Here is a 25,061-nt window from a genome sequence, read left to right as displayed (position 1 = left end):
ATCGCCATGTGCGCGCTCAGTGGAGCGTATTCTTGTGGAAGGTGCCACCCTTCATGATCACAGGGAGCTTCGCGCCCTGATCCTGGAACAGCTCCAGGCTCTTCAGCGGATCGCCGTCGACCAGGATGATGTCCGCATAAGCCCCTGCACGTAGCGTGCCGAGCTTGCCTTCCATGCGCAGCAATTGCGCGCCGATGGTGGTGGCCGAGCGGATGATCTCGATAGGCGACAGCACCTCGCGGCGCAGCAGGAACTCGCGCGACTGGTCGACCTGGAGCTGGCCGAGCAGGTCGGAACCATAGGCGACGGGCACGCCGGCGCGCTTGCAGATCTCAAGGGATTTCAGGCCGCCATCGATGACGAGGTCGTTCTTGGCGAGCATGTCGGCATTCATGCCAAACTCGGCGGCGCGCTCGCGCATCGCATAGTAGGCGACGAGGTTGGCGGTCAGGACCATGTTGTTCTCGGCCATCAGCTTCGCCGAGGCCTCGTCGATCAGGTTGCCGTGCTCGATGGCGCGCACGCCGCACTGCGCGGCGCGGGTGATGGCTTCGGGCGTATAGGCATGGGCGCAGACATAGCGGCCGAAGGCTTTGGCCTCGGTGACGGCGGCCGTGACCTCCTCGACCGTGAACTGCATGGAGTCGAGCGGGTCGTAAGGCGAGGCGACGCCGCCCGACATCATGATCTTGATGTGGTCGGCCCCGAGCCGCATCTGCTCGCGCGTCGACTTGATGACGGAGGAGACGCCATCGGAGACGTTCATCGTAAAGGCCATGGCATTGCAGCAATGGCAGCGCGCGCCGAAATCGGTGCGCCGGCGCGGGTCGCTATGGCCGCCGGTCGGGCCGATCGCGGCGCCGGCGATGAACAGGCGCGGGCCGGGGACATCGCCCTTATCGACCGCTTCCTTGATGCCCCAGTCGGCGCCGCCGGTGTCGCGCACCGAGGTGAAGCCCCGGTCGATCATGCCCTTCATCAACCGGGCGGCACGGGCGGTGGCCAGCGTCAGCGGGACTTTTTCGAGCAAGGGAATCGAGACTTCCGACAGCATGACGTGGACATGGCTGTCGATCAGCCCGGGCATCAGCGTACGCCCGCCGCAGTCGATAACGACTGCCTTGTCGGCCTTGATCGGCTTGTCGGAGACCTCACGGATCAGCTCGCCTTCGACAAGCAGCTCATAGCCCTTGCGCAGCTCGCCATGACCTGGCTCCAGCATCGCGAAATTGCGGAACAGGACCTGCGTCATGGCGGCGTCTCCCGGCAAAGCTCCTGATATATTATGAGCTTCGCGGGCCCTGTCCATCACGCCTTGCGCGCAATGGTGCGGCGGGGTCGCCTTTTCTGATCAGCCGGCGGCGGCGTTCTGCGCCAGCGCCCGGCCACGGACCGGTGGCGAGAGATCGTCGGCGAGGGCGCGATTGATCGCCGGCAGCCCGTCGAGCAGGTCCGGCAGGAAGGCCTGCGAGGGCGGCAGGCGCTTGGGCAGCGCGTGCAGCGCCTTGGCCATCTCGAGCGGATCGCGCGCGCTCGCGCCGGTCTGGGTCGGGTCGAACAGCACGTCGATCAGACGCAGGCTGTCGGCACGCTCGGCTCGGATMGCCTGCTCGAGACGAGGCCGGACGCGCGGCACGATCAGCGCCGGCTTGTCGAAGGAGAGGATCTCGCAGAAGGTGTTGTAGCCGCCCATGGCGACGACGCAGTGGGCGCGGTTCATCAAGAGTTCGAGACGCGGCTCGAAGCCGATGCTTTCCAGCTTCGGCAGCTTGGCGATGCGCTCGGTGAACTCCTTGCGCTTCTCGCGCGACATGAACGGGCCGAAGACGATCAGCGCCGGCAATTCGATGGTCGGGTCGGTCTCATAGGCCGAGATCACCCAGTCGATCACGCCGGCGCCGTCGCCGCCGCCGCCGGGCGTCACCAGGATGAACGGGCCCTTGGTGATGCGCGGATGCCGGTTCGGCGGCATGGGCGAGGGCACGGCGCGCTTGAGATAGCCAGTATAGCGGATCTTGTCGGCGAAGAGATGCTGGTTCGGCAGTCCGTCGAGCGGCCGGTAGATGCTGTCCAGCCCGTAGACCCAGATGTCGTCATAGATGGTGGCGAGCGCGTCGAGCGCGCCGCTCTGGCGCCACTCCTCATGCAGCTTGGCCGGCTCGTCCAGCACGTCGCGCACACCCAGCACGATACGGGCGCCGCGCCGGCGCAGGATCTCGAGCGAGGGGATGAGCTCGCCGCGCAGGCCGATCGGCTCCTTGTCGACGATGACGATGTCCGGGTCGAAGGAGAGCACCGTCTGCTTGATCAGGTCGGTGCGCAGCCGGATGGTATCGGCGAGCTCGAGATTGAGATGATGCGGCAGGTAGCGTCCGTCGCTCTGCTTCTCGATGCCGGGAATACGGACATAGTCGACGCCGTCGCCGAACTGGAAACTGGAGATCATCGACGAGCCGGAGACGATGATCACTGATATATGAGGATAGCTCGCGACGAGCGAATTCGCGATCGCCCGGCAGCGGCGGATATGGCCGAGGCCGAAGGTGTCATGGCTATAGATCAGGACGCGCGGCGCATGCGGGCTGCATGGCGGGCGGCGCACCCCGCTATCATCGATCAGACTGAGGCCCATGCGCGCGTCGCGTCCTCTGCTTGAAGGTCAGATGGCCTCCGGGGGGACGCAAGGAACGCACCCGAACTGGCCAAAACCATAGCGCCGGCGGCGCGTCAATCCAAGTCTGTTGCCAAGTTTGTTGCAGCGCCGAAGAGCGCATCGGGGCTGGGGAATGCGACAGCTGCGTGACCGGAGAGCCGCTCCAGCAGATTCGCGAGAAAGTCCCAGGCCGCGCTGTCGTGATCGTGATGGTGCAGCAGCAGGCCGAAAGGCTGGTTCGATTCCGGGCTCGCGCGGCGAATGGCGAGCGTTTGGACCATCTCGGTCAGGAGGTCGCCGGGCTGCCGGCCGACGCGGCCATTGTGCCAGTCGATCAGGTCGAGATCAGTGTTGACGAGGTGAGGGCCGCCGGCCGGCCCGAGCGCGAAATTGCGGAAGCAGGACAGGCCGACAAAGCCGAGGCCGGGCAGTTTCGCCGCGACATCGGGATGGATGCGGTTCCAAGGGGGCACGAAGACCGGAAGGAAGCGGCTGCCGAACAGCTCGCGCAGGCGCTCTTGGCCGAGGGCGATCTCGGCGAGAATCTCCGGAAGCGGCCGGTGAAGGCCGAACTCGCTCTTCTTTTCGCCGGGGCGCGCGTGGTTGCTATGCCGGGCGCCGTGCTGACAGGGGCGCAGCAGCGGTGCGGTCTCGAGCCGTCGTGCCAGAGTGTCCTGTGCCAGCAGCGGGATCGAGGCGAGCAGCACAGGGATCGTGAAGCGCCCGGCAAGGGCTGCCAGCCGGTCGAGCTGGTCGCTCGGCACGGTCGCGTCGTCGTCGCGCAGCCAGAGATCGAGGCGTTTGCCGGCGGCGACCCACCGGTCGAGCTCGGCGAAGAGGGCGGACCATGCCGCATCCTCGGTCACAGTACGGTCTCCAAGGCTTTGCGGCCGTGCCGAGCGATGGCGGCGTCCAGCGCGCTGGCGAGGATTTTGCGGGCGCTGTCGCCATTGCGTTCCTGGCGCGCGAACACTTGCGCTGCGATACCCATGCGGGCGCGTAAGCCGCAATCTTTGACCAGCCGCGCGATCGTTGCCGCCAGCCCGGCTTCGTCGCCATCGGGGGTGAGCAGTGCGGTGCGATCGCGCGCCACGACGGCGGGCACGCCGCCGCTGTCGAGCGCTGCCACGGGAAGCCCCGCGGCCTGCGCTTCGAGATAGACCACGCCATAAGCCTCGTTGAGGCCGGGCCAGACGAAGAGGTCGTGAGAGGCGAGCTGCGCGAGGATGTCGGCGCGCTCGCGCCGCCCGAGAAAGCGAACGCGACCGGGCGGAAAGCCGGCAAAGGCGGCCCCGATGGCAGGACGCTCGGGGCCGTCGCCGATCAGCGTCAGTGTCCAGGGCAGGTCGGCGATGTGGGCAAGCGTGCGGGCGAGGAAGAGGTAGCAGGCGGCCTTGTTGCCCTGGCGCATCATCGCGACGGCTATCAGGCGCACCGGCTCGTTTGCCTCGCGAGGAGCGGCGGAATGCTCCAGAACGTCCTCGACCCCAAGCAGAAAGGGCGGCAGGTCGATCAGGCGCTCCGGCTTCGGGATGAGCCGGTTCAGGCCCTCCCGATCGCGCGCCGTCATGCAGAGATGCAGATCGGCATGCAGGATCGCGGTGCGGGCGAGCGCCGCCGCCTCGGCCCAGGGGCCGGTAAAGCGCTTCTGCGCATCGCTGGCTTCGGCAATCAGGTAGGGCAGGTCGAAGCGCTCGACCAAGGCCGGGCCGATCAGATCCGGCGCCCGGTAGTGGCAGTGATACGTGAAGAACAGGTCAGGCCGGGCTTTCGGCGCCTGCCAACGCTCAGTCAGCGCCGCGATCACGCCTTGCGCTGCGGCCCGATGCGCGGCGAGCACTGCGGGGTCAGGCTCGCGCATGAAACTGCGCTGCGCCGGAACGATCTCGACGGCATGGCCGAGGTCTTCCAGCAGCGTCACCAGCTGGCGCGCCATCAGCCGGTCGCCGGAGGGGGCGCCGTTGCCGTAGCGGTTGAGCGGCGTGTGGAATGCGATCTTCACGAAAGGTCTTGCGATGGCGCGAGCAGGCTTCAGCGATACGGGTCGGCCGCATCGCGCAGGCCGTCGCCGAGGAAGTTGAAGGCGAGGATGATGACGATCACCGGGACGCAAGGGTAGAGCAGCCAGGGATAGAGCGCGACGACGTTGATGTTCTGCGCCTCGTTCAGCATCACGCCCCAGCTGGTGATCGGGGGGCGCAGGCCGAGACCGAGAAAGGACAGCGCGGTCTCGCCCAGAATGGTCTTGGGGATGGTGATCGTCGCGGCGGCGATGAGATGGCTCATGAAGCCGGGCACGAGATGCAGGCCGATGATGCGGGCGGGCTTGGCGCCCATCAATTGGGCGGCGACGACATAATCCTCCTCGCGCAGCGCCAGCAGCTTCGAGCGCACGGCGCGGGCGAGCCCAGTCCAGTCCATCAGTCCGAGGATCACGGTGATGCCGAAATAGACCAGCAACGGGCTCCATGAGGGCGGCATGATCGCCCCCAGCGCCAGCCAGAGCGGGATATGCGGCAGCGACTGCACGATCTCGATGACGCGCTGGACGATGAGATCGACCTTGCCGCCATAGTAGCCGGCGATGCCGCCAATGATGATGCCGAGCACGAAGGAGACGCTGACGCCGAGCAGGCCGATGGTCAGCGAGATCCGCCCGCCATAGAGGATGCGCGAGAACATGTCGCGCCCGAGCCGGTCGGTGCCGAGCAGATAGAGCGTGCCGCCCTCGGGCGGGCAGATCAGGTGGAGATTGCCGGGGATGAGGCCCCAGAACTCGTAATTGTCGGCGCGGCAGAAGAAGCGGAGCTTCTGCGGCTTGGTTTCGTCGACGTCATATTCGCGCTTCAGGTTCTCCATGTTGAGGCGCTGGACATACGGATAGACGAAGGGCCCGACGAAGCTGCCCTCGTGGAAGAGATGCAGCTCCTGCCGCGGGGCGCGGATGAAGTCGGTGTTGCGCGTCGTGTAGTGATAGGGCGCCAGGAACTCGCAGATCGCGACCGACAGGTACATCAGCAGGATGACGACGCCGGAGATCACCGCGAGCCTGTGCTTGCGGAATTTCCACCACATCAGCTTCCATTGCGGCGCGAGATAGACCCGCTCCTGCTCGGGCGACATCTTCTCGATCGCATAGGGCTCGAACGGCGCGGTCGACCAGCGATGCGGCAGCGGCTCGGAAGCCTGTGGGGCGGGAGGCATCGTCACTTGGTCGCCGTCCCCTGCAGGCGGATGCGCGGATCGAGAATGGCGAGCGCGATGTCGGAGATCAGCACGCCGATCACGGTCAGGAAGGACAGGAACATCAGGAAGGAGCCGGCGAGGTACATGTCCTGGCTCTGCAGCGCCCGGATCAACAGCGGGCCGGTAGTCTGGAGCGAGAGCACGATCGCGACGATCTCGGCGCCGGAGACGATCGAGGGCAGGATGTCGCCGATATCCGAGATGAAGAAGTTGAGCGCCATGCGCAGCGGATATTTGCGCAGCGCCTTGCCCGGCGGCAGGCCCTTGGCGCGGGCGGTGACGTAGTACTGCTTTTGAAGTTCGTCGAGCAGGTTGGCGCGCAGCTTGCGGATCATGCCGGCGGTGCCGCCGGCGCCGATGATGATCACCGGAATCCAGAGGTGCTCCAGCACCGACTTGAACTTGGCCCAACTCATCGGCTGGTTGAGATATTGCGGGTCGACAAGGCCGCCGATCGAGGTGCCGAACCAGATATTGGCGAAATAGAGAAAGATCAGCGCCAGCAGGAAATGCGGTATGGCGAGGCCGAGCATGCCGATGAAGGTGAGGCCGTAATCGCCCCAGCTGTACTGGTGCGTCGCCGAGTAGATGCCGATCGGAAAGGCGACGATCCAGGTGAAGATGATGGTGAAGAAGGAGACCACCATGGTCAGCAACAGGCGGTCGCCGACGATGTCGCGCACGGGCAGCTGGTACTCGAAGGAGTAGCCCATGTCGCCGCGCAGAAGGCCGGTGACCCACCAGAAATAGCGCTCGGCCGGGGGCTTGTCGAAGCCGTATTCCTTCTTCAGGAACTCGACGCGGCTCATATCCGCCTTCTCGCCCTGGGCCTGCATCTCGGCGACCATCGTCTCGAAATAGTCGCCCTCGGGGAGGTTGATCACGGTGAAGATCAGGACGCTGGTGACGAACAGCGTCGGGATCATCACCAGGATGCGCTTGAAGATGTACTTCAGCAGCACGATTACTTCCCCTCGAACCAGAACGTGTCCGGCATGTAGCGGCCGAAGAAGGCGCCCGGCTCGAAGCTGTAGAGGCCATTTTCAGGCAGGTTGCGTAGCGTCTTGGCGACCACGACCGGCTGCAGCGTGGCGTTGACCACGCCGATCGTGAACAATTGTTCGGCGTTGATCTTCAGCATCGTCTGCCAGATTTCCCGGCGCTCCTGATGGGTCGCTGAATGCCGCCAAGCCTTGTAGAGCGCAACGAGTTCCTTTGCCTCCGGACTGTCGGGCGCTTCGCCTTCGCGGCCACCGCTCTCGAAATACTGGCCCCAGCGCGGCCAGTTGAACTGGGCGGGCGAGGTGGGCGCCAGCGCGTCCGGTTCCATTTCGGCCGCGACCAGCGCGTTGTCCATGCCGGTCCAGCCGGACATGATCGTCTGGCCGGCGAGGATGCGACGGCGGAAGACATCGAGCTGGCTCGAGCGCGGGTGGATCTTGATGCCGATCGCGATGAAGTCCTGCTTGATCAGGTCGAGGATGTCGGTCTCCTCGGTCGAGGCGCCAGCGGTCTCGATTGTGAATTCCAGGCGCCGCCCATCCGGGAACTGGCGGATCTTCTCGCCGTCGCGCTTGGACAAGCCGATCTCGTCGAGCAGGCGGTTGGCCTCGGCGAGATCCGGCGTCATGTTGAGCTGCGCCAGCGCCGCATCATAGAGCGGGCTCTCGGGCAAAGCGGTGTTGCCGCTCTCCTTGGCGAGCCCGAAGTAGATGACGCGGTTGATGTCGCGGCGATTGATCGCGAGCGAGAGCGCGCGGCGATAGCGCACATCGCGGTTGAGATCGCGCCAGGTCGGATCGATCGCGTTGAGATTAGGCATCAGCGCGAATGAGGCGCCCTCGGCCCGCTTCCACAGCCTGACCTCGAAATTCATCCGCTTCGAAGCGCCCTTGAGAAAGGTATAGTCCTCGAAGCGCAGATAGCGGGCCTGCAGGTCGGTCTCGCCGGCTGCGGTCTTGGCCGGGATCAGCGCCGAGCTGCCGATGGTCAGCGTGACCTCGTCGACATAGGGGAGCTGCCGACCGTTCTCGTCGACCCGGTGGAAATAGGGGTTGCGAACGAAAGTGAAACGCTCGGCCGGGATCGAGGTGGTATTGCGCCAGGGGTCGAGCGTCGGCAGATCGGGGTTCTCCGGCCGGTACTGGCGCGAGAAGCGCTCGTGCAGCGAGCCCCAGTCCTTGACCCGACCGTTCTTGATCTTCTGCTCCAGCTCCTCCTTGCCGGCATAGCGCTGGTGGAACTGCTTCAGGTAATGCGCCGGCATGGCGATATAGAGCGGCTGGGCGCCGGCGAGCGCAGGCAGGAAGACCGGATTCGGCTCGGCCCAGCTGTAGCGCAGTGTCAGCTCATCAAGGATCTCGAAGCGGCAGGGCTGGCCGGAGATCACCATCGCCTGCGGCGGTCCGCCCGGCGAGAGCCGCTTGTTGTTGGCGACGTCCTCCCACCAATAGCGGAAATCCTCGGCGGTGAAGGGGTGGCCGTCGGACCAACGGTGGCCGGCCCGCAGCCGCAAGGTGAAGACGCGGCCGCGCTCGACCTCGAAACTCTCGAGCAGATCGGGCGCGAGCTCCAGCTTGTCATCGTAGACGACGAGACGGGTGTAGCCATAGATCGTCATCATGCGGATGTCGCGCTGGTCGCCCATCAGCATGCGCATGGTGCCGCCGTGCCGGCCGGGCGCGCGGCCCATTGCCGCCACGTTGATCAGTCGTGGCGATTTCGGCAGGCGCTCGGCGAGACCAGGCAGTTCGCCGGCCGTGACCTTGGCGGCGAGCGCCGGGCTGTCGATCAGCGTCTCGACGCCGGCGAGGCCGAGCCGCGGTGCGAGGAGGGCGGCGCCCGTCCCGACGAGAAAGCTCCGGCGCGCGATTCGCATCAGGCGAGCTCCCTGACATCGGCGCCGGGCTTGGCGAGGACGAGATGACCGGCCCCGAGATCGAGATGGGCGAGCGGTTCGCCTTGCGCGTCGGGCTTGAAGGAGGCCGGCCAGTGGCGGGTGTCGGAAGCGCCGCCGGGCGCAGCCAGCTTGAAGTCGAGCTTGCGGTCGAGATCGGCGAAGGGCACCGACTTCAAGAGCGCCTTGGTGTAGGGGTGGACCGGCGCGGTGAAGAGCGTATGGCGCGGTGCGAGCTCGACGATGCGCCCGTTCGCCATCACCGCGATGCGGTCGGCCATGTAGTTCACCACGGCGAGATTGTGCGAGATGAACAGGAAGGTCAGGCCGCGTTCGGCCTGCAGGTCCTTGAGCAGGTTGAGGATCTGCGCCTGGACAGAGACGTCGAGCGCCGAGACCGGCTCGTCGCAGATGATCAGCTCGGGGTCGAGCGCGAGCGCGCGGGCGATGCCGATGCGCTGGCGCTGGCCGCCGGAGAAGGAGTGCGGATAGCGCGAGAGGAAGCGCTGATCGAGCCCGACATCGTCCATCAGGGCCTTGACGCGAGCCTTCTGCTCGGCGCTGTCGCCGCGCTCGTGGATGACGAGGGGCTCGCGCAGGAGGTTCATCACGGTCATGCGCGGCGACAATGACGAGACGGGGTCCTGGAAGATCATCTGCAGCTTGGGGCGGAACCGGCGCAGCGCCTCGCCCTGCAGCGAGAGGAGGTCGACGCAGTCCTTGCCGTCGTCGAAGCGGATCTCGCCTGAATCCGGTGTCAGCGCCCGCATGATCAGCTTGCTGAGCGTGGTCTTGCCGCAGCCGCTCTCGCCGACCAGTCCGAGGCATTCGCCGCGCTCGATGTCGAAGCTGACATCGTTGACGGCGGTCACGGTCGAGGTCGTGCCCTTGCCGAAGAAGCGGCTCGAATGGGTCGTATAGGTCTTGTGGACGTTGCGGACCGCCAGCAGCGGCGCTCGCTGATCGTGAGCTTGCGCGGCCAGTGCCTGCTTCGGCGCGGCCGGCACGCGCGGGCGCGCCTCGCGCAGGGCGACCAGCCGCTCGCCCTCCTGCATGTCGAAATGCGGCGAGGCCTTGAGCAGCGCCTTGAGATAGGGGTGCTGCGGGCGGCGGAATATGTCCTCGGCCGGGCCGCTCTCCATGATCTCGCCATGGTAGATCACCACGACCTCGTCGGCCATGTTGGCGACGACGCCGAGATCATGGGTGATCAGCAGGATTGCCATGCCCATCTCGGCCTGGAGATCGCGCATCAGGTCGAGCACCTGGGCCTGGATGGTGACGTCGAGCGCCGTGGTCGGCTCGTCGGCGATCAGCAGGGCCGGCTGGCAGATCAGCGCCATGGCCAGCATGGCGCGCTGGCGCAGGCCGCCGGAGAGCTCGAAGGAGTAGAAATCATAGGCGCGGGCCGGGTCCTTGAAGCCGACGCGCTTCAGCATCGCCTCGATCAGCTCGCGCGCCTGCGGCTTCGGCATCGGCCGGTGCAGCTGCAGCGCTTCCTCGATCTGGTTGCCGATGGTGTGGACCGGCGAGAGCGAGGACATCGGTTCCTGGAAGATCATGCCGATGCGCCCGCCGCGCAGGTCGCGGATCTCCTTGCCCTCGGCGGGAAGGGTGGCGATGTCGGTGGCGGCGTCAGGCGTCTGCGGGTCGCGGAACAGGATGCTTCCGCCGGTAACGGCGCCGGCCCGCGGCAGGAGCCCCATGATCGCCTGCGAGATCACCGACTTGCCGGAGCCGGACTCGCCGACGAGCGCGACGGTCTTGCCGGCCGGAATGCGGAAATCGACGCCCTTCACGACATCGCGAGCGAAGCCATGGATGGTGAAGCCGATCCGGAGGTCGTTGATCTCGAGAATGTTCATCTGCGGCTGCCGCCGTCGTCCCCTGATGTTCGTGGTACCGGACCCGCGATCTACGCCGCGGTGCCGATCGATTTGCCGCCGAAGCGTCTCCTCCCGCTATGGTGCGGCGTCTGCGCTCTCCTGTCCGCCGTCCTTGTCCCGTCTCGATGACGATCTTGCAACAGGGCGATGCTCCCGGCTACGCCGCCTGCCTCGACCGAACTTGAATTCGCCGGACTTGTCGAGTCCCGCAACGTGTTGCGCGGCGGAGTGAACTGCCCCCATATGGGGGCAAGCCGGCAGAGTGTCCGCTCTTCTGGATACGGGATGGGAAAGCCCCTTGGAGAGAAGCCTCTTCCGTTACGTCTGGCAGAAGAGTCGCCGGGAGCAGATCATCGTTCTGCTCGTGATCCTCGTCTCGATCCCGTTCAACTGGCTGTCCTTCGACGTCCCCAAGCGCATCGTCAACGACGCCATCCAGGGCGGCGCCTTCAAGGATGGCAAGACGACGGCGACGGTGTTCGACTGGACGCTGCATTGGCCCGATATCCTCGGCGGCGGCAGTGTCCAGCTCTCCGAAGGCTTCAAGGTCGGCCAGCTCGGGCTGCTGCTGACACTGAGCTTCTATTTCCTCGCGCTCGTCCTGATCAACGGCGGCTTCAAATACATCGTCAATCTGCAGAAGGGCGTGCTCGGCGAGCGCATGCTCCGGCGCATGCGCTACGACCTGTTCAGCCAGCTCATGCGCTTCCGGCCGGAAGAGATCCGCTCGGTCAAGCCGGCCGAGGTCGCCAGCATGATCAAGGACGAGGTCGAGCCGATCGGCAGCTTCGTCGGCGACGCCTTCATCCAGCCGGCCTTCCTGCTCAGCCAGGCGCTGACCGCGCTCGCCTTCATCATGATGCAGAGCGTCTGGCTCGGCTCGATCGCGCTGGTCATCGTGCTGATGCAGGCGGTGATCATCCCGATCCTGCGCAAGGAGCAACTGCGTCTCGGCCGCGAGCGCCAGATCGCCTCGCGCCAGCTTGCGGGCCGGATCGGCGAGATCGTCGATGCCGGGCCGACCATCCAGGGCAATGGCGCGACCTCCTATATCCAGTCGGACATCGCCGGCCGGCTCGGGACGCTCTTCGACATCCGCTATGCGCTCTACAAGCGCAAATTCGCGGTCAAGTTCCTGAACAACCTGCTGGCGCAGATCACGCCCTTCTTCTTCTATGCGATCGGCGGCTTCTTCGCCCTGCAGGGCCGGCTCGACATCGGACAGCTCGTCGCGGTGATCGCGGCCTATCGCGACCTGCCGCCGCCGATCAAGGAGCTGATCGACTGGGAGCAGCAGCGCAACGACGTCACCATCAAATACGAACAGGTGATCCAGCAGTTCAATCCGAGCGAGGTGGTCACGCTGGAGGAGAAGGGCGAGATCGCGCCGCTGGCGCCGCGCGGCGAGATCAGGCTCGACAAGCTCGATATGGTCGACAATCGCGGCCAGCCTTTGCTGGCGCCGCTGAGCCTGCGCTTGAACCGGCCAGGGAAGGTCGCGCTGATCGGGCCGGCGGGCAGCGGCCGCGACACCCTCGGCCGTATCCTCGGCCGGCAGACGATGAGCTATGGCGGGCGTGTGCTGATCGATGGCGAGCCCCTGTCCGCAATCAGCGTCGAGCGCGCCAGCCATCTGATCGGTTATGCCGGCCCCGAGATCGAGATCATCAACGGCTCGCTGCGCGACAACATCCTGCTGCCGCTGAAGCGCAAGCGGCCGGTGGTCAAGCCCGACCGCGCCGTCGACCAGGACGAGCATCGCCGCTTCATTGAGGCGCTGCGGGCCGGCAACACGCCATTGCCCTTCGGCGCCGACTGGAACGACTATGAAGGTGTGGGCCTCGACGGCGAGGAGGCGCTGGACGAGCGGATGCTCGCCGTGCTCGACACGCTCGGCTGCGCCGACGAGATCTATGAGCTCGGCCTCGATGCCAAGGTGATCGCGCCGCTGCCCGAAGGCGCGGCCGAGCGCATCGTCGAGGCGCGCAAGGTCGTCGCGGCCGAACTGACCAAGACCAAGCTCGGCGGATTGATCGAGACCTTCGACCTCGACCGCTACAACGCCAATGCGACGATCGCGGAGAATCTCGTTTTCGGCGCGATGCGCAATGGCCGCCAGCCGGCCGACTTCCTGCTCGAGGACGCTTACGCCCGCTCGGTGCTGCAGGCCGAGGCGCTGGAGGAACCGCTGGCCGAGATCGGCGGGCGCATCGCCTCGACATTGGTCGAGATCTTCGCCGGCCTGCCGCAGGGCCACATCCTGTTCGAGCGCTACGCCTTCGGCGGCGAGATCGACCTGGAGAAGCTCGGCGAACTGGCCGAGGCGCTGCGGCGGCACGACCGGCGCGGTCTGCTCGATCCGACCGTGCAGCGCGAGCTCGTCGCGCTCGCGCTCGGCTATGTCGAGCCCAAGCACCGGCTCAATCTGCTCGACATCGCCCTGCGCCGACGGGTGCTGCGGGCCCGGCATAGCTTCAAGACCTATCTGCCCGGCGAGAAGGCCGACGAGATCGAGTTCTACGATCCGGCTGATGTGATCCACGGCGCGAGCGTGCGCGACAACCTGCTGTTCGGGCGTATCGGCTTCGGCGTCCCCGATGCCGGTCGCAAGGTGGCGGAGATCGCCCGGGCGGCATTGTCGCGCGCCGGACTCGATTCGGCAGCCTATCGCCTGGGGCTGGGCACCGATGTCGGGCTGCGTGGCCGCTATCTGCCGCTGCGGCTGCGGCTGATGGTGCCGCTGGCGCAGGCGCTGATCAAGCGGCCCGATATCCTGGTGCTCGATCTCGATGCCTTCGCCGTCACCTGCGCCGATCCCGGCGGCCTGATCCGGCGTATCGGCCATTATTGCCAGGACAAGACGACGTTCCTGCTCTTGACCGATCAGGGGCTGGCTGCCGATATCCCTGAGAAGATCGTATTCAACGGAGCTGTGGCCCGGGTGGGCAGCAAAGGCGGAGCCAGCGACGAGGCGGACGATCTGCAGGACGATCTGCCGATTTCCAATGGCGCGGTTCCGATCGGGGCAAGGACATGACGCTCGAGAGCGATATAGGCTGCCTGAAGTCGATCCCCCTGTTCCGCGGGCTGCCGGGGCCGCGGCTGAAGCTGCTCGCCTTGATGGGCGAGCGGCTGCATTTCCCGGCCGGCACCGTCATCACCGAAGAGGGCGACAAGCCGGAGGAGGTCTATTGCGTGCTGGAAGGCGAGGTCGAGCTCTCGCACGAGGCGCCGGAAGGACGGTCGAAGACCTTCCGGCTCGCGAGCGGCAGCCTGATCGGCGACGTGCCCCTGCTCTGCAACCAGACCTATGCGGCGCGGTCGACCGCCAAGACCGACGTGGTGGCGCTGCGCCTGCCGCGGACATTGTTCTTCGAACTGCTCGACAATATTCCGGAGTTCTCGGTCGCGCTGTCGCGCGATCTCGCCGGGCGGCTCTATCGCCTGGCCGACTCCGTCCTGCATGGCGAGAAGACACATTGAAGCGCCGGGTGCGCCGATGACAGCGATTCCGAGCACGCCGGCGGGGCGCAAGCCCGCCGCCTCAGGCTTCGACCAGATGTCGTCCTGGAGCCGGGACGTGCGCTTCGCCTCCGGCTGCATCCTGATGGTCTTTGCGACCACGCATTTCCTCAATCACGCGCTCGGCATCTTCGGCGTTGCGGCGATGGAGGCGGCGCAGGAGTGGCGCTACTGGTTCTGGCACAGCTGGGTCGGCACGGTCGCGCTCTACGGCTCGCTCATCGTCCATCCGGTCTTCGCCCTGCTGCGCGTGGCGCAGCGACGTACCTTCCGCATGCCGATGCGCGAAGTGATCCAGATCATCCTCGGCGTCGCGATCCCGCTGCTGCTGATCGACCATATCGTCGGCACCCGGGTTCAGGGGTCCCTGTTCGGCCAGGACGAGAGCTATCACGCGGTGCTGCGCCGGCTTTGGCCGGGCCTCGCCTTGTCGCAGAGCTTCCTGCTCCTGCTCGTCTGGACGCATGGCGTGATCGGCCTGCACTTCACCTTCCGGGCACGCGACGCCTATGCGCGCTGGCGCGATCCGTTCCTGCTCGTTGCGATCCTGATACCGCTGCTGGCCATCATAGGCTTCTCGGTGGCAGGCCGCGAAGCCCAGATGATGGCGCTCCCGCCCGAGCTCTACACGGCCAACCAGGTCGATGCCTTCAATCTGCATGTAACCTGGGCCAAGCGCGCCTTCTTCGGCCTGATCGGGGGCTTTGCCGGCTTCGTCGTGTTGCGCGAGCTGCGGGCGCGGGCGCTCGGCGCCATCGCGGTGCGCTTCGTCGGCCACGGCGTGCGCCGCGTCATTCCCGGCCCGACCCTGCTCGAGATATTCCGGCGCTTCGGCATTCCCCATGCCGCGCTCTGTGGCGGGCGGGCGCGCTGCGCCACCTGCCGCGTTCTGGTGCTCGACGGCGCCGACGACCTGCCGCCGCCTGGCCCGAACGAAGCGCGGCTGCTGCGCCGGATTTCGGCTGGCGACCATGTCCGGCTCGCCTGCCAGATCAGGCCCAAGCGCGACCTCCAGGTCCAGATCCTGCTCGCCGCCAAGCAGCGCGGCGCCGGCCCGTCGGGGACGATCGATCCAGATGACCGGATCGGCAAGAAGGGGCTGACGGTAATGGTCGCGGACCTCAGAGCCTTCACCGCGCTGTCCGAGCGGCAATTGCCGCACGACCTGATGACCCTGCTCAACCGCTTCTATGACGAGATGTCCCAGGCGATCGCGGCGCATGGCGGGCGGATCGAGGCGATCTACGGCGACGGGCTGATGGCGGTGTTCGGCCTGGAGACGACGCCGGCGCGGGCGGGCGCGGCGGCGATCGCGGCGGCCGGCGACATGGTGCGCGCGGTCGAGGCGCTCAACCGGGAGTACTCGAATTCATTGCCATTACCGCTGCGCATCGGCATCGGCATCCATGGCGGCCAGGCGATCGTCGGCGCGGTCGAGAACGAGAGCATGGGGCGGCGCGAGATCACCGTCGGCGAAACCGTGATGATCGCGAGCCAGCTCGAGGCGGCGACGCGGCGGCTCCTCTCGGACATCGTCGTCTCCGCCGAGACGGTGAGCGCGACCGGCCGCAGCTATCGTGATACCGTCCCACACAAGATCGCGGTCAAGGGCCGCGACAAGCCGATGCAGGTCTACGGTTTCGGCAGCACGCCGGCAGGCGAGGCCCGCTCGGATGCAGCACAGGGCATGCAGGCCAAGGACGAAGCTGGTGGCTGGGTTGCGGCGGCGAAGGACTCAATACCCGATCTGGCCGATCCGGGGCCGGATCGCGGCTAGGGCCAATTCGCAGCGAGCAAGCCCGGCTGGCAAAACCCGGCCCGGCTCCCTATGGTCCCGCCGCTTCCGACCTCCCGATTGCCAGGGTTTCGATGACCGACGAGATTTCCCGCGAGGCGCTGCACGACATCCTGCGCGGCGTCGCGGCATTGACCGGCGATGCGATCGTCACCGATCTCGCGCGGCTGGTCGGAAAAGGGGTGCGCGCCGACATCTCGATCGCCTTCAATCCCAAGCAGATCGCCTCGAAGCGCTGGCTGGTCGAGACGCTGGCCGAGGTCCTGCCGCAGCCGGATGGACCGATCTGGGTACTCGGGGCCTGGCACGGCGTGCTCGGCGCCATGCTCTTGGCCAATGAGCGACTGGCAGTTTCGCGGCTGGTCAGCCTCGACATCGATCCCGATTGCGCGCCGATCGCCGAGATCCTCAACCATCGCCATGTCGCGGCGGGGCGGTTCCGGGCAGTGACCGCCGACATGATGGAGCTCGATTTCGAGCAGGCCGAGGGTGGCCGGCCGGGGCTGGTGATCAACACCAGCTGCGAGCATCTCGACGATGTGCCGGGCTGGATCGCCAGCCTGCCGGCCGGGCTGCCGCTGCTGCTGCAATCGAACGACTATGTCCGCGAGCCCGACCATCGCAGCTGCGTGCCCTCGCTCGAGGCCTTCAAGGAGCAGGCTGGGCTGTCGGAGCTGTGGTTCGCCGGCGCGCTGCCGACGAAGAACTACACCCGCTTCATGCTGATCGGCCGCAGATGAGCAGCGAAGAGCCTGCCGGACCGGCGGTCGCGATCGCGATGAAGGGTTATCCGCGCCTGTCGGAGACCTTCATCGCCCAGGAGCTGCTCGGTCTGCAGCGGCTCGGCCTGCCCTTCGCGATCTGGTCGCTGCGCCATCCGACCGATGGCGCGCGGCACATGATGCACCAGGAGATCACGGCGCCGCTGCATTATCTGCCGGAATATCTGCACGATGACTGGCTGCGGGTGCTGCGCGGTGTCATCAGCGCGTTCGCGCGGCCGAGCATCCTGCGCCTACTCGCCGTCTTCCTGCGCGATCTCTTCCGCGACCGGACGCGCAACCGCCTGCGCCGCTTCGGCCAGGCCTGCGTGATGGCCCGCGAACTGCCGGTCGGGACCCGCCATCTCCATGTCCATTACCTGCACACGCCGGCCTCGGTGATCCGCTATGCGGCATTGAGCCGGGGCCTCACCTGGTCATTCTCGGCCCATGCCAAGGACATCTGGACGACGCCGGACTGGGAGAAGCGTGAGAAGATCGCGGATGCGCGCTGGGGCGTGACCTGCACCCGCGACGGTCATGCCGAGCTCATGCGTCTCGCCGACCGGCCCGACAAGGTCGCGCTGCTTTATCACGGGCTCGACCTCGCGCGGTTTCCGGCACCGCCGGAGGCGCGCGAGCTGCGCGACGGCGTCGATCCGGCCGAGCCGGTGCGGTTCATCACCATCGGGCGGGCGGTGGCGAAGAAGGGCTTTGACGACCTGCTTGCGGCGCTGGCGATCCTGCCGGCCGATTTGAACTGGCGACTCATCCATATCGGCGGCGGCGAGATGCTTGCCGCTTTGAAGGCGCAGGCCGAGAAGCTCGGCCTCGCGGCACGGATCGAGTGGCGCGGCCCGCAGGCGCAGGATGTCGTTGTCGCGGCGCTGCGCGAGGCCGATCTCTTCGTGCTGCCCTCGAAGCAGGCTGAGAATGGCGATCGCGACGGCCTGCCCAATGTGGTGATGGAGGCGGCGAGCCAGGCCCTGCCGATCGTCGCGACCGACTTCGCCGGCATTCCCGAGTTCGTGCAGCATGGCCGCGAAGGGCTGCTGCTGCGGCCGAGCGACGTCACGGCCCTGGCCAAGGCGCTGGAGGGGCTGGCCCGCGATCCGGACTGGCGCGCGAAGCTCGGCGCTGCGGCCTTCGACAGGTTGCGGACCGAGTTCTCGGCGCAGGCCGGGCTGGAGCGGGTGCACCGGGCGCTGCTGGCGGCGGTCGCCGGCAAAGACGATGGCGCGCCATGAGCGCGCGCATCCTGATCGCGGTCACCCATCTGCTCGGGATCGGCCATCTGGTGCGGGCGCGGCAGCTGGCGCGGGCGCTGGCTGCCGCGGGTCACGAGGTCACGCTCGCCAGCGGCGGCATGCCGGACGGCAAGGCGGCGGGTTATCGCTTCGTGCAGTTGCCGCCGGTGCGCACCGAAGGAACCGATTTCCGCAATCTGCTCGACGAGGACGGTAGGGCCGCGACGCCGGAGCGGCTTGCCGCGCGGCGCGAGCAGCTGGTCGTGCTTGCTAGGGATCTTCAGCCCGATGTCGTGATCACCGAGCATTTCCCGTTCGGCCGGCGCCAGCTCGCGGGCGAGTTCCTGGCGCTGATCGAGGCGGTGAAGGCGGCCAATCCACGTGCGCTCGCCCTGTCGTCGATCCGCGACGTGCTGGTCGCGCCGCAGCGCCAGGAGCGATTGGCCGAGACGGCCGGGCGGATCGTCACGCTGTTCGACGCGGTGCTGGTGCATGGCGACCCGCGTGTGCTGCCGCTCGAAGCGTCCTGGCCGATGACGCCGGAGATCGCAGGCAAGCTGATCTATACGGGCTATCTGGCGGAGCCAACCGAGTTACCGGCATCAGCCGTTGGCACTTCCGGAACAATCCTTATCTCCGGCGGCGGCTCGGCGGCAGCCTTGCCGCTGTTCGAAACCGTGATCGCGGCGGCTCGATTGCTGCCGCAGCGGCCTTTCCATCTCCTGATCGGCCGCGGTGTCTCCGAGGCCGACTTCGCCACCCTGCGACAATCGGCTCCTGCCAACGCCAGGGTCGAATGGGCGCGCCCGGATTTCCCGATGCTGCTCGCCGCCTGCTCGCTGTCGATCAGCCAGGCCGGCTACAATACCGCGCTCGACCTGTTGCAGGCCGGGCGGCCGGCGCTGCTCGTCCCCTTCGACGCCGGCAACGAGACCGAGCAGGCCTTGCGCGCCGCGGCGCTGGAACGGGCCGGGCTGGCGCGCGTTGTGAAACTTGCCGAAGGGCCGCAGGTGCTCGCTGCCGCTATCGAGACGGCATTGGCGCAAGGCGCTCCGCCGGCTGCAACAGTCGATCTCGACGGGGCGAGAGGTTCCGTCGCGGCGGTCGCGAAGCTGCTCACGGGCCGTGCGTGAATGCATGCCGGCGAAGGGACGGCATGCCTCTTGCGAATTGCCGCTCCGTCGCTTTCGCTTTAATGAGGTTCTACACGCCTCCCTTTCGGTCGGCTCCAGGACACCGGATCTTCAGCCGGCCCCTGTCCTGCGCCCGGAGAAGAACGATGACAACGACGACTGCCTCCGCCCCCGGGATGCCCGACATGAAGCTGTCGGTGCGTCAGGTCTTCGGGATCGACAGCGATCTGGAGGTGCCGGCCTATTCCAAGCCCGAGGCGCATGTTCCCGACTTCGACGCGGACTACCGCTTCGACCGCGACACCACGATCGCGATCCTCGCCGGCTTCGCCCATAATCGCCGCGTGATGATCTCGGGCTATCACGGCACCGGCAAGTCGACCCATATCGAGCAGGTCGCGGCCCGCCTCAACTGGCCCTGTGTCCGCGTCAACCTCGACAGCCATGTCTCGCGCCTCGACCTCGTCGGCAAGGACGCGATCGTGCTGAAGGAAGGCAAGCAGATCACCGAGTTCCAGGACGGCATCCTGCCCTGGGCGCTGCAGAACAACATTGCGCTGGTCTTCGACGAGTACGATGCCGGCCGCCCGGACGTGATGTTCGTGATCCAGCGCATCCTGGAGCAGTCGGGCAAGCTGACGCTGCTCGACCAGAAGCGTGTCATCCGCCCGCACGGGGCGTTCCGGCTGTTCGCCACCGCCAACACGGTCGGCCTCGGCGACACCTCGGGCCTCTATCACGGCACGCAGCAGATCAACCAGGGCCAGATGGACCGCTGGTCGATCGTCACCACGCTGAACTACCTGCCTCACGACAACGAAGTCGCGATCGTGCTCGCCAAGTCGAAGCATTATCAGACCTCGCCGGAGGGCAAGGACACCGTCAACAAGATGGTTCGCGTTGCCGATCTCACCCGCAACGCCTTCATGAACGGCGATCTCTCGACCGTGATGAGCCCGCGTACGGTGATCACCTGGGCGGAGAACGCGGCGATCTTCGGCGGCGATATCGGCTTCGCCTTCCGCGTCACCTTCCTCAACAAGTGCGACGAGATGGAGCGCGCGCTGGTGGCTGAGTTCTTCCAGCGTTCCTTCGGCAAGGAATTGCCGGAAAGCGCGGTCAACGTCGTCCTGAGCTGAAGCGCCCTCGCGAGAGTGGCCCCACTCTCGCGATCGGACCAGGCTCAACTAGCAGGAGGCCGGCCATGGCTCGGTATGAAGGTTCCTGTCACTGCGGGCGGGTCGCCTACGAGGTCGAGGCTGACCTCTCGCGGACGATCACCTGCAACTGCTCCTACTGCCAGCGTCGCGGCTCGGTGCTGGCCTTCAGCCCGGCGACCAGCTTCACCCTGACCAAGGGCGAGGACGCGCTGACCGAATACCGCTTCAACTCGCAGAAGATTCAGCATCTCTTCTGCGAGACCTGCGGCATGGAATCTTTCGCCCGCGCCAATGCACCGGATGGCACGCCGACCGTCGCGATCAACGTCCGCTGTCTCGCCGGCGTCGAGCCGACCGAGCTGAGCCCGACGATGTATGACGGACGGGCGCGCTGAGGAGCACGCCGTGAGCGCCGCCGACAGCAAGCAGGCCACGATCCAGCGCGAGGCGGATTTCGCCGCGACGCGCGAAGCCGTGGTGCGTGGGCTCTCCGCCCATAACGAGGCCAGAGTCGGGCCACGCAAGGCCGAGCCGCTGGCGCTCAGCCTGCGTGACGAGAGCGGCGCCATGGTCGGCGGGCTCATCGGCGAGCTGAAATGGGAATGGCTCTATGTCGACCTGTTCTGGATCGACGAGGCCCATCGCGGCGCTGGCCATGGCGAGGCGCTGCTGGCGATGGCCGAGCAGGCGGCGCGTGATCACGGCGCACGCGGCGTCTATCTCGGCACGATGAGCATCCAGGCGCCGGGCTTCTACCCCCGCATGGGCTATCGTGAATGCGGCCGCATGGAGGGCTATCCGGTTGCCGGCCAGACCTTCCACCACTTCATGAAGGTGCTATGAGCATCTCCGATCGCAAGCTGAGGCAGATCGAGCAGGCGCCGGCCGAGCAGCGCGCCATGTCCGACGCTGTTTCCGTCCAGATCGAGACCACCTACGGCGCCGCAAAAAAAATCATCGCGGCAGGCCTCGAGGGCTTCAATCGCGAGCATATGCGCGGCCGCTCACCCAGGGCATTTGCCGCCACCGCGAATGTCGATGGAAGCGTGCGCGGCGGGCTGATGGCCGAGGCGATCGGCGAGTGGATGCACATCAGCCTGCTCTGGGTGGATGAGCGGTTCCGCCGGAGCGGCCTCGGCACGGCCTTGCTGAAGCGGGCGGAAACGGAGGCTAAAAGCCGCGGGGCCAGGGGCGTCCTCGTCGATACGTTTTCGTTTCAGGCGCCGGCTTTCTACACAATGCACGGTTATTTTGCGTATGGGCAGATCGAAGACTGTCCTGAAGCGGGCATGACGTGGTTCCGTTTCAGGAAGGCGCTTTGACCATGCAGCGCGTCGAGGATCAGTCGTGAGCATCTCCAACCGCAAGCCCGGAACCCCGAAGGAAGCGCCGGCCGAGCCGCTGAAGCGGGCGGTCTCGGGCGCGATGAAGGCGATCGCGCGCAAGCCGGAGATGGAGATCGTCTTCGCGGCCGACAAACCCTCGCTGGTCGGCGAGCGCGCCCGCCTGCCGGAGCCGCCGCGCAAGCTCACCGCGGGCGATGTCGCGATCCTGCGCGGCCATGCCGATTCGATGGCGCTGCGCCTCGCCTGCCACGATGCAGCGGTCCATCGCCGCGCCGCGCCCGAGGGCGATGCGGCGCGCGCCGTCTTCGATGCGGTCGAGCAGGCCCGGGTCGAGAGCGTCGGCTCGCGCCGGATGAGCGGCGTCTCCGGCAACATCTCGGCGATGCTGGAGGACCGCTATCATCGCGGCGGCCGCTATGAGGAGATCACCGACCGCGCCGACGCGCCGCTGGAAGATGCCCTCGCCCTGATGGTGCGCGAGCGCCTGACGGGCCTGAAGCCGCCCAAGGCGGCGGAGAAGCTGGTCGATCTCTGGCGCGAGCAGATCGAGGCCAAGGCGGGCGACGATCTCGACCGGCTGTCGAAGTCGATCGAGGATCAGCGCGCCTTCGCCCGCACCGTGCGCGACCTGCTCGTCTCGCTCGACATGGCCGAGCAGTCGAGCCAGGGCGACGATGCCGAAGAAGACGAGGACGATCAGGACCAGTCCTCCGACGACCAGCAGCAGGAAGAGGGCGAAGCCGAGCAACAGAGCCAGGGCGAGCGCTCGGAGACCGAGACCAGCGAGGACGCTGCCGAGGAATTGCAGGAAGGCGCCTCCGAGGCCGCCGATGCGCCTGCCGGCGATTGGGACGAGGAAGACGAGAGTTCCGAGGCCGAGGAGGCCGGCGAGGCGCCGCGTCCGCGCGACAGCCGCGCCAATGACCGGCCGCAGACCGACTACAAGGCCTATACCCAGAAGTTCGACGAGATCGTCACCGCCGAGGAACTTTGCGACGCCGAGGAGCTGACGCGCCTGCGCGCCTATCTCGACAAGCAGCTGGCGCACCTGCAGGGCGTCGTCGCGCGGTTGGCGAACCGCTTGCAGCGCCGCCTGATGGCGCAGCAGAACCGTTCCTGGCAGTTCGACCTGGAAGAGGGCGCGCTCGACCCCTCGCGCCTGCCGCGCATCATCATCGACCCGTTCCAGCCACTCTCTTTCCGGCAGGAATCGGACACGAATTTCCGCGACACGGTGGTGACGCTGCTGATCGACAATTCCGGCTCGATGCGTGGCCGGCCGATCACGGTGGCGGCGACCTGCGCCGACATCCTGGCGCGGACGCTGGAGCGCTGCGGCGTCAAGGTCGAATTGCTCGGCTTCACCACCCGTGCCTGGAAGGGCGGTCTGTCACGCGAGAGCTGGCTGCAATCGGGCAAGCCGGCCAATCCCGGCCGCCTCAACGATCTCCGGCATATCATCTACAAGGCCGCCGACGCCCCCTGGCGCCGGGCTCGCAAAAACCTCGGGCTGATGATGCGCGAGGGGCTGCTCAAGGAGAACATCGACGGCGAGGCGCTCGACTGGGCGCATAAGCGCCTGCTCGGCCGCTCCGAGCAGCGCAAGATCCTGATGGTGATCTCGGATGGCGCGCCGGTCGACGATTCCACTCTCTCGGTCAATGCCGGCAGCTATCTCGAGCGGCATCTGCGCCATGTCATCGCCGAGATCGAGACGCGCTCGCCGGTCGAGCTGATCGCGATCGGCATCGGCCACGACGTCACCCGCTACTATCGGCGCGCCGTCACCATCGTCGATGCCGAGGAGCTCGGCGGCGTGATGACCGAGAAGCTGGCTGAGTTGTTCGAGGAGGATGCCGGCGGGACGCCCTCGCGAGGCTCGCGCCGCCTGCAATGAGCCTGAGCCGCCGCAGCGTTCTTGCCGGCCTCGGCGCGGCGGCTTTCAGCCTGCCCGCGCGAGCACAGAGCCTCGAGCCCGGGCGCGTCCCGGTCAGCGTCTCCGCCCGGCCGATCGCCAGCTTCGAGCCGGGCAATGCGACGAAGACACGCTTCGGCCAGCTGACCTTTCGCGGCGGGCTGCAGCTCTCCGGCAGCCATCCCCGTTTTGGTGGTTTCTCCGGGCTATGGCGCTCGCCCGACGGGGAACGGATCGTCGCGATCACGGATAATGGCTTCTGGCTGACGGCAAGGGTCGCTCGCAAGCAGGGCAAGCTCGCGGGACTGGAGGAGGCGGAACTCGCGCCAATCCTCGGGGCGTCCGGCAAGCCACTGCATCGCTCGCGCTATTTCGACACCGAATCGCTGTCGATCCAGGGCGGCACCGCTTTCATCGGCGTCGAGCGTACCCATGACATCCTGCGCTTCGACTGGGCGCGCCATGGCGTCGAGGCGCGGGCGCAACTCGTGCCGGTGCCCCCGGCTGCCAAGCGCCTGCCAAGCAATCGCGGCTTCGAGGCGCTCGGCGTGCTGCCGGCCGGCCACCCGCTTGCCGGCGCGCTGATCGCGATTTCAGAACGCTCGGGCCGCGAGGACGAGCCGACCACGGGCTTCATTCTCGGTGGGCGCCAGCCGGGCACGCTGCAGGTGATCCGCCGCGACGGCTACGACATCACCGACCTCGCCTTCCTGCCGGGCGGCGACATGTTGCTGCTGGAGCGCTGGTACAAGCCGCTGCGCGGCGTCGGCATGCGCATCCGCCGCATCGACGGGGGCACGATCCGGGTGGGTGCGAAGCTGGACGGGCCGATCCTGATCGAGGCGGATCTCGGCCAGGAGATCGATAATATGGAGGGTATTGCCGTTCATCAGGAGAATGGCCGGATGATCATCACCCTGATCTCTGACGATAATTTCTCGACCTTCCTCCAGCGCACCGTGCTGCTGGAGTTCGAGCTGGCGCCGTAACGAAAAAAGCGGCCTTGCGGCCGCTTCGTTCAGTCCCGAGGGAAACCCGCGCTCAGTTGGCGGCGAGCTTCTTCTCGATGTCGCGCTTCAGCGTCAGCGCGCCCGGCGAGAGCTCACCGGCCGGAGCCTTGACCAGGAAGGCGTCGAGGCCGCCGCGATGGTCGACGGTGCGCAGCGCATTCGCCGAGACGCGCAGGCGGACCGAACGGCCGAGCGCATCCGACTGAAGCGTGACGTTGACGAGGTTCGGCCGGAAGACCGTCTTGGTCTTGCGGTTCGAGTGGCTGACGAGGTGGCCGGTCAGGGTGGCTTTCCCGGTCAGTTCGCAACGGCGGGCCATGATCGTGTTCCCAAAATCTCCGAGTACTCAACGCAAAATGCCGACACGCGACGTGCCGGCAGGCGAGCACCGGAAGTCAAATTGAAGTGGGCGGTCTATAACGGGCCGATGACAGCCCGTCAAGGCGGACCGCGTGCAAACGGCCCGGAAACATCTCGGTAACCATTATCCC

Annotated in this window: 21 protein-coding genes; 12 read left to right on the top strand and 9 right to left on the bottom strand. The window is 66.8% G+C overall.

The window, feature by feature from the left end; genetic code table 11:
• Positions 1–16: 16 nt before the first annotated feature.
• The 8 genes from AC1DS0_RS23520 to AC1DS0_RS23485 form a co-directional block, all read right to left on the bottom strand.
• On the bottom strand, positions 17–1,252 hold the full coding sequence (locus tag AC1DS0_RS23520) for a metal-dependent hydrolase family protein (protein ID WP_476816664.1): 1,236 nt from the start codon (positions 1,250–1,252) through the stop codon (positions 17–19).
• Between the two features lie 99 nt (positions 1,253–1,351).
• Complete coding sequence (locus AC1DS0_RS23515; protein WP_476816663.1) at positions 1,352–2,632, bottom strand: glycosyltransferase family protein; 1,281 nt, start codon at positions 2,630–2,632, stop codon at positions 1,352–1,354.
• Between the two features lie 95 nt (positions 2,633–2,727).
• The gene (locus tag AC1DS0_RS23510; RefSeq protein ID WP_476816662.1) at positions 2,728–3,519 is read right to left on the bottom strand and encodes a polysaccharide deacetylase family protein; all 792 of its coding nucleotides are present in this window, start codon (positions 3,517–3,519) and stop codon (positions 2,728–2,730) included.
• Positions 3,516–4,655 (bottom strand): glycosyltransferase family 4 protein, encoded by a 1,140-nt coding sequence (locus tag AC1DS0_RS23505; protein WP_476816661.1) that lies wholly within the window; start codon positions 4,653–4,655, stop codon positions 3,516–3,518. Before AC1DS0_RS23505 ends, AC1DS0_RS23510 begins: the two co-directional genes overlap by 4 nt.
• 29 nt (positions 4,656–4,684) lie before the next feature.
• The gene (locus AC1DS0_RS23500) at positions 4,685–5,857 is read right to left on the bottom strand and encodes an ABC transporter permease (protein WP_476816736.1); all 1,173 of its coding nucleotides are present in this window, start codon (positions 5,855–5,857) and stop codon (positions 4,685–4,687) included.
• Positions 5,858–5,859: 2 nt separating this feature from the next.
• Positions 5,860–6,858 (bottom strand): ABC transporter permease, encoded by a 999-nt coding sequence (locus AC1DS0_RS23495; protein ID WP_152016214.1) that lies wholly within the window; start codon positions 6,856–6,858, stop codon positions 5,860–5,862.
• A 5-nt stretch (positions 6,859–6,863) separates the two neighbouring features.
• Entirely contained in the window at positions 6,864–8,777 is a 1,914-nt protein-coding gene (locus AC1DS0_RS23490) for an ABC transporter substrate-binding protein (protein ID WP_476816660.1), read from the bottom strand.
• Positions 8,777–10,660, bottom strand: coding sequence for an ABC transporter ATP-binding protein (locus tag AC1DS0_RS23485; RefSeq protein WP_476816659.1), 1,884 nt, complete (start codon positions 10,658–10,660; stop codon positions 8,777–8,779). The genes AC1DS0_RS23490 and AC1DS0_RS23485 overlap by 1 nt, the downstream gene beginning before the upstream one ends.
• A gap of 319 nt (positions 10,661–10,979) precedes the next feature.
• On the opposite strand from AC1DS0_RS23485, the gene AC1DS0_RS23480 reads away from it, so the two are divergent.
• The 12 genes from AC1DS0_RS23480 to AC1DS0_RS23425 all read left to right on the top strand — a co-directional run bounded on the left by AC1DS0_RS23480 (position 10,980) and on the right by AC1DS0_RS23425 (position 24,549).
• Entirely contained in the window at positions 10,980–13,718 is a 2,739-nt protein-coding gene (locus tag AC1DS0_RS23480) for an ABC transporter transmembrane domain-containing protein (RefSeq protein ID WP_476816658.1), read from the top strand.
• Positions 13,715–14,164 (top strand): cyclic nucleotide-binding domain-containing protein, encoded by a 450-nt coding sequence (locus AC1DS0_RS23475; RefSeq protein ID WP_152015290.1) that lies wholly within the window; start codon positions 13,715–13,717, stop codon positions 14,162–14,164. Before AC1DS0_RS23480 ends, AC1DS0_RS23475 begins: the two co-directional genes overlap by 4 nt.
• 16 nt (positions 14,165–14,180) lie before the next feature.
• Complete coding sequence (locus AC1DS0_RS23470; protein WP_476816657.1) at positions 14,181–15,980, top strand: adenylate/guanylate cyclase domain-containing protein; 1,800 nt, start codon at positions 14,181–14,183, stop codon at positions 15,978–15,980.
• Between the two features lie 92 nt (positions 15,981–16,072).
• Positions 16,073–16,738, top strand: a complete 666-nt coding sequence (locus AC1DS0_RS23465) for a class I SAM-dependent methyltransferase (protein ID WP_476816656.1) — start codon at positions 16,073–16,075, stop codon at positions 16,736–16,738.
• The gene (locus AC1DS0_RS23460) at positions 16,735–18,006 is read left to right on the top strand and encodes a glycosyltransferase family 4 protein (RefSeq protein WP_476816655.1); all 1,272 of its coding nucleotides are present in this window, start codon (positions 16,735–16,737) and stop codon (positions 18,004–18,006) included. Before AC1DS0_RS23465 ends, AC1DS0_RS23460 begins: the two co-directional genes overlap by 4 nt.
• Positions 18,003–19,139: a glycosyltransferase family protein gene (locus AC1DS0_RS23455; RefSeq protein WP_476816654.1), complete on the top strand. Its 1,137-nt coding sequence runs from the start codon at positions 18,003–18,005 to the stop codon at positions 19,137–19,139. The genes AC1DS0_RS23460 and AC1DS0_RS23455 overlap by 4 nt, the downstream gene beginning before the upstream one ends.
• 146 nt (positions 19,140–19,285) lie before the next feature.
• Positions 19,286–20,278 carry a cobaltochelatase subunit CobS gene (cobS, locus tag AC1DS0_RS23450; protein ID WP_476816653.1) on the top strand — a complete coding sequence of 331 codons (993 nt, stop codon included), beginning with the start codon at positions 19,286–19,288 and terminating at the stop codon, positions 20,276–20,278.
• Positions 20,279–20,343: 65 nt separating this feature from the next.
• Entirely contained in the window at positions 20,344–20,694 is a 351-nt protein-coding gene (locus tag AC1DS0_RS23445) for a GFA family protein (protein WP_427359452.1), read from the top strand.
• Between the two features lie 10 nt (positions 20,695–20,704).
• A complete protein-coding gene (locus AC1DS0_RS23440; RefSeq protein ID WP_476816652.1) occupies positions 20,705–21,142 on the top strand; it encodes a GNAT family N-acetyltransferase in 438 nt (145 codons plus the stop codon).
• Complete coding sequence (locus AC1DS0_RS23435; RefSeq protein ID WP_476816651.1) at positions 21,139–21,621, top strand: GNAT family N-acetyltransferase; 483 nt, start codon at positions 21,139–21,141, stop codon at positions 21,619–21,621. Before AC1DS0_RS23440 ends, AC1DS0_RS23435 begins: the two co-directional genes overlap by 4 nt.
• 25 nt (positions 21,622–21,646) lie before the next feature.
• Positions 21,647–23,542: a cobaltochelatase subunit CobT gene (gene cobT / locus AC1DS0_RS23430; RefSeq protein WP_476816650.1), complete on the top strand. Its 1,896-nt coding sequence runs from the start codon at positions 21,647–21,649 to the stop codon at positions 23,540–23,542.
• Positions 23,539–24,549, top strand: a complete 1,011-nt coding sequence (locus tag AC1DS0_RS23425) for an esterase-like activity of phytase family protein (protein ID WP_476816649.1) — start codon at positions 23,539–23,541, stop codon at positions 24,547–24,549. The genes cobT and AC1DS0_RS23425 overlap by 4 nt, the downstream gene beginning before the upstream one ends.
• A 52-nt stretch (positions 24,550–24,601) precedes the next feature.
• On the opposite strand, the gene rpmB is transcribed toward AC1DS0_RS23425, so the two are convergent.
• On the bottom strand, positions 24,602–24,889 hold the full coding sequence (gene rpmB, locus AC1DS0_RS23420; RefSeq protein ID WP_152015302.1) for a 50S ribosomal protein L28: 288 nt from the start codon (positions 24,887–24,889) through the stop codon (positions 24,602–24,604).
• Positions 24,890–25,061: the final 172 nt, after the last annotated feature.

The organism is Allobosea sp. P4_H5, assembly GCF_056400825.1.
Note: the sequence above shows the minus strand (reverse complement) of the source record. Positions and strands in the feature narration are given on the sequence as shown.

Coding starts and splice junctions, on each gene's coding strand:
- AC1DS0_RS23465 (WP_476816656.1), top strand. CDS start 16,073: ATGACCGACGAGATTTCCCGCGAGGCGCTGCACGACATCCTGCGCGGC.
- AC1DS0_RS23435 (WP_476816651.1), top strand. CDS start 21,139: ATGAGCATCTCCGATCGCAAGCTGAGGCAGATCGAGCAGGCGCCGGCC.
- AC1DS0_RS23470 (WP_476816657.1), top strand. CDS start 14,181: ATGACAGCGATTCCGAGCACGCCGGCGGGGCGCAAGCCCGCCGCCTCA.
- AC1DS0_RS23500 (WP_476816736.1), bottom strand. CDS start 5,857: ATGCCTCCCGCCCCACAGGCTTCCGAGCCGCTGCCGCATCGCTGGTCG.
- AC1DS0_RS23485 (WP_476816659.1), bottom strand. CDS start 10,660: ATGAACATTCTCGAGATCAACGACCTCCGGATCGGCTTCACCATCCAT.
- AC1DS0_RS23520 (WP_476816664.1), bottom strand. CDS start 1,252: ATGACGCAGGTCCTGTTCCGCAATTTCGCGATGCTGGAGCCAGGTCAT.
- rpmB (WP_152015302.1), bottom strand. CDS start 24,889: ATGGCCCGCCGTTGCGAACTGACCGGGAAAGCCACCCTGACCGGCCAC.
- cobS (WP_476816653.1), top strand. CDS start 19,286: ATGACAACGACGACTGCCTCCGCCCCCGGGATGCCCGACATGAAGCTG.
- AC1DS0_RS23475 (WP_152015290.1), top strand. CDS start 13,715: ATGACGCTCGAGAGCGATATAGGCTGCCTGAAGTCGATCCCCCTGTTC.
- AC1DS0_RS23445 (WP_427359452.1), top strand. CDS start 20,344: ATGGCTCGGTATGAAGGTTCCTGTCACTGCGGGCGGGTCGCCTACGAG.
- AC1DS0_RS23490 (WP_476816660.1), bottom strand. CDS start 8,777: ATGCGAATCGCGCGCCGGAGCTTTCTCGTCGGGACGGGCGCCGCCCTC.
- AC1DS0_RS23460 (WP_476816655.1), top strand. CDS start 16,735: ATGAGCAGCGAAGAGCCTGCCGGACCGGCGGTCGCGATCGCGATGAAG.
- AC1DS0_RS23455 (WP_476816654.1), top strand. CDS start 18,003: ATGAGCGCGCGCATCCTGATCGCGGTCACCCATCTGCTCGGGATCGGC.
- AC1DS0_RS23425 (WP_476816649.1), top strand. CDS start 23,539: ATGAGCCTGAGCCGCCGCAGCGTTCTTGCCGGCCTCGGCGCGGCGGCT.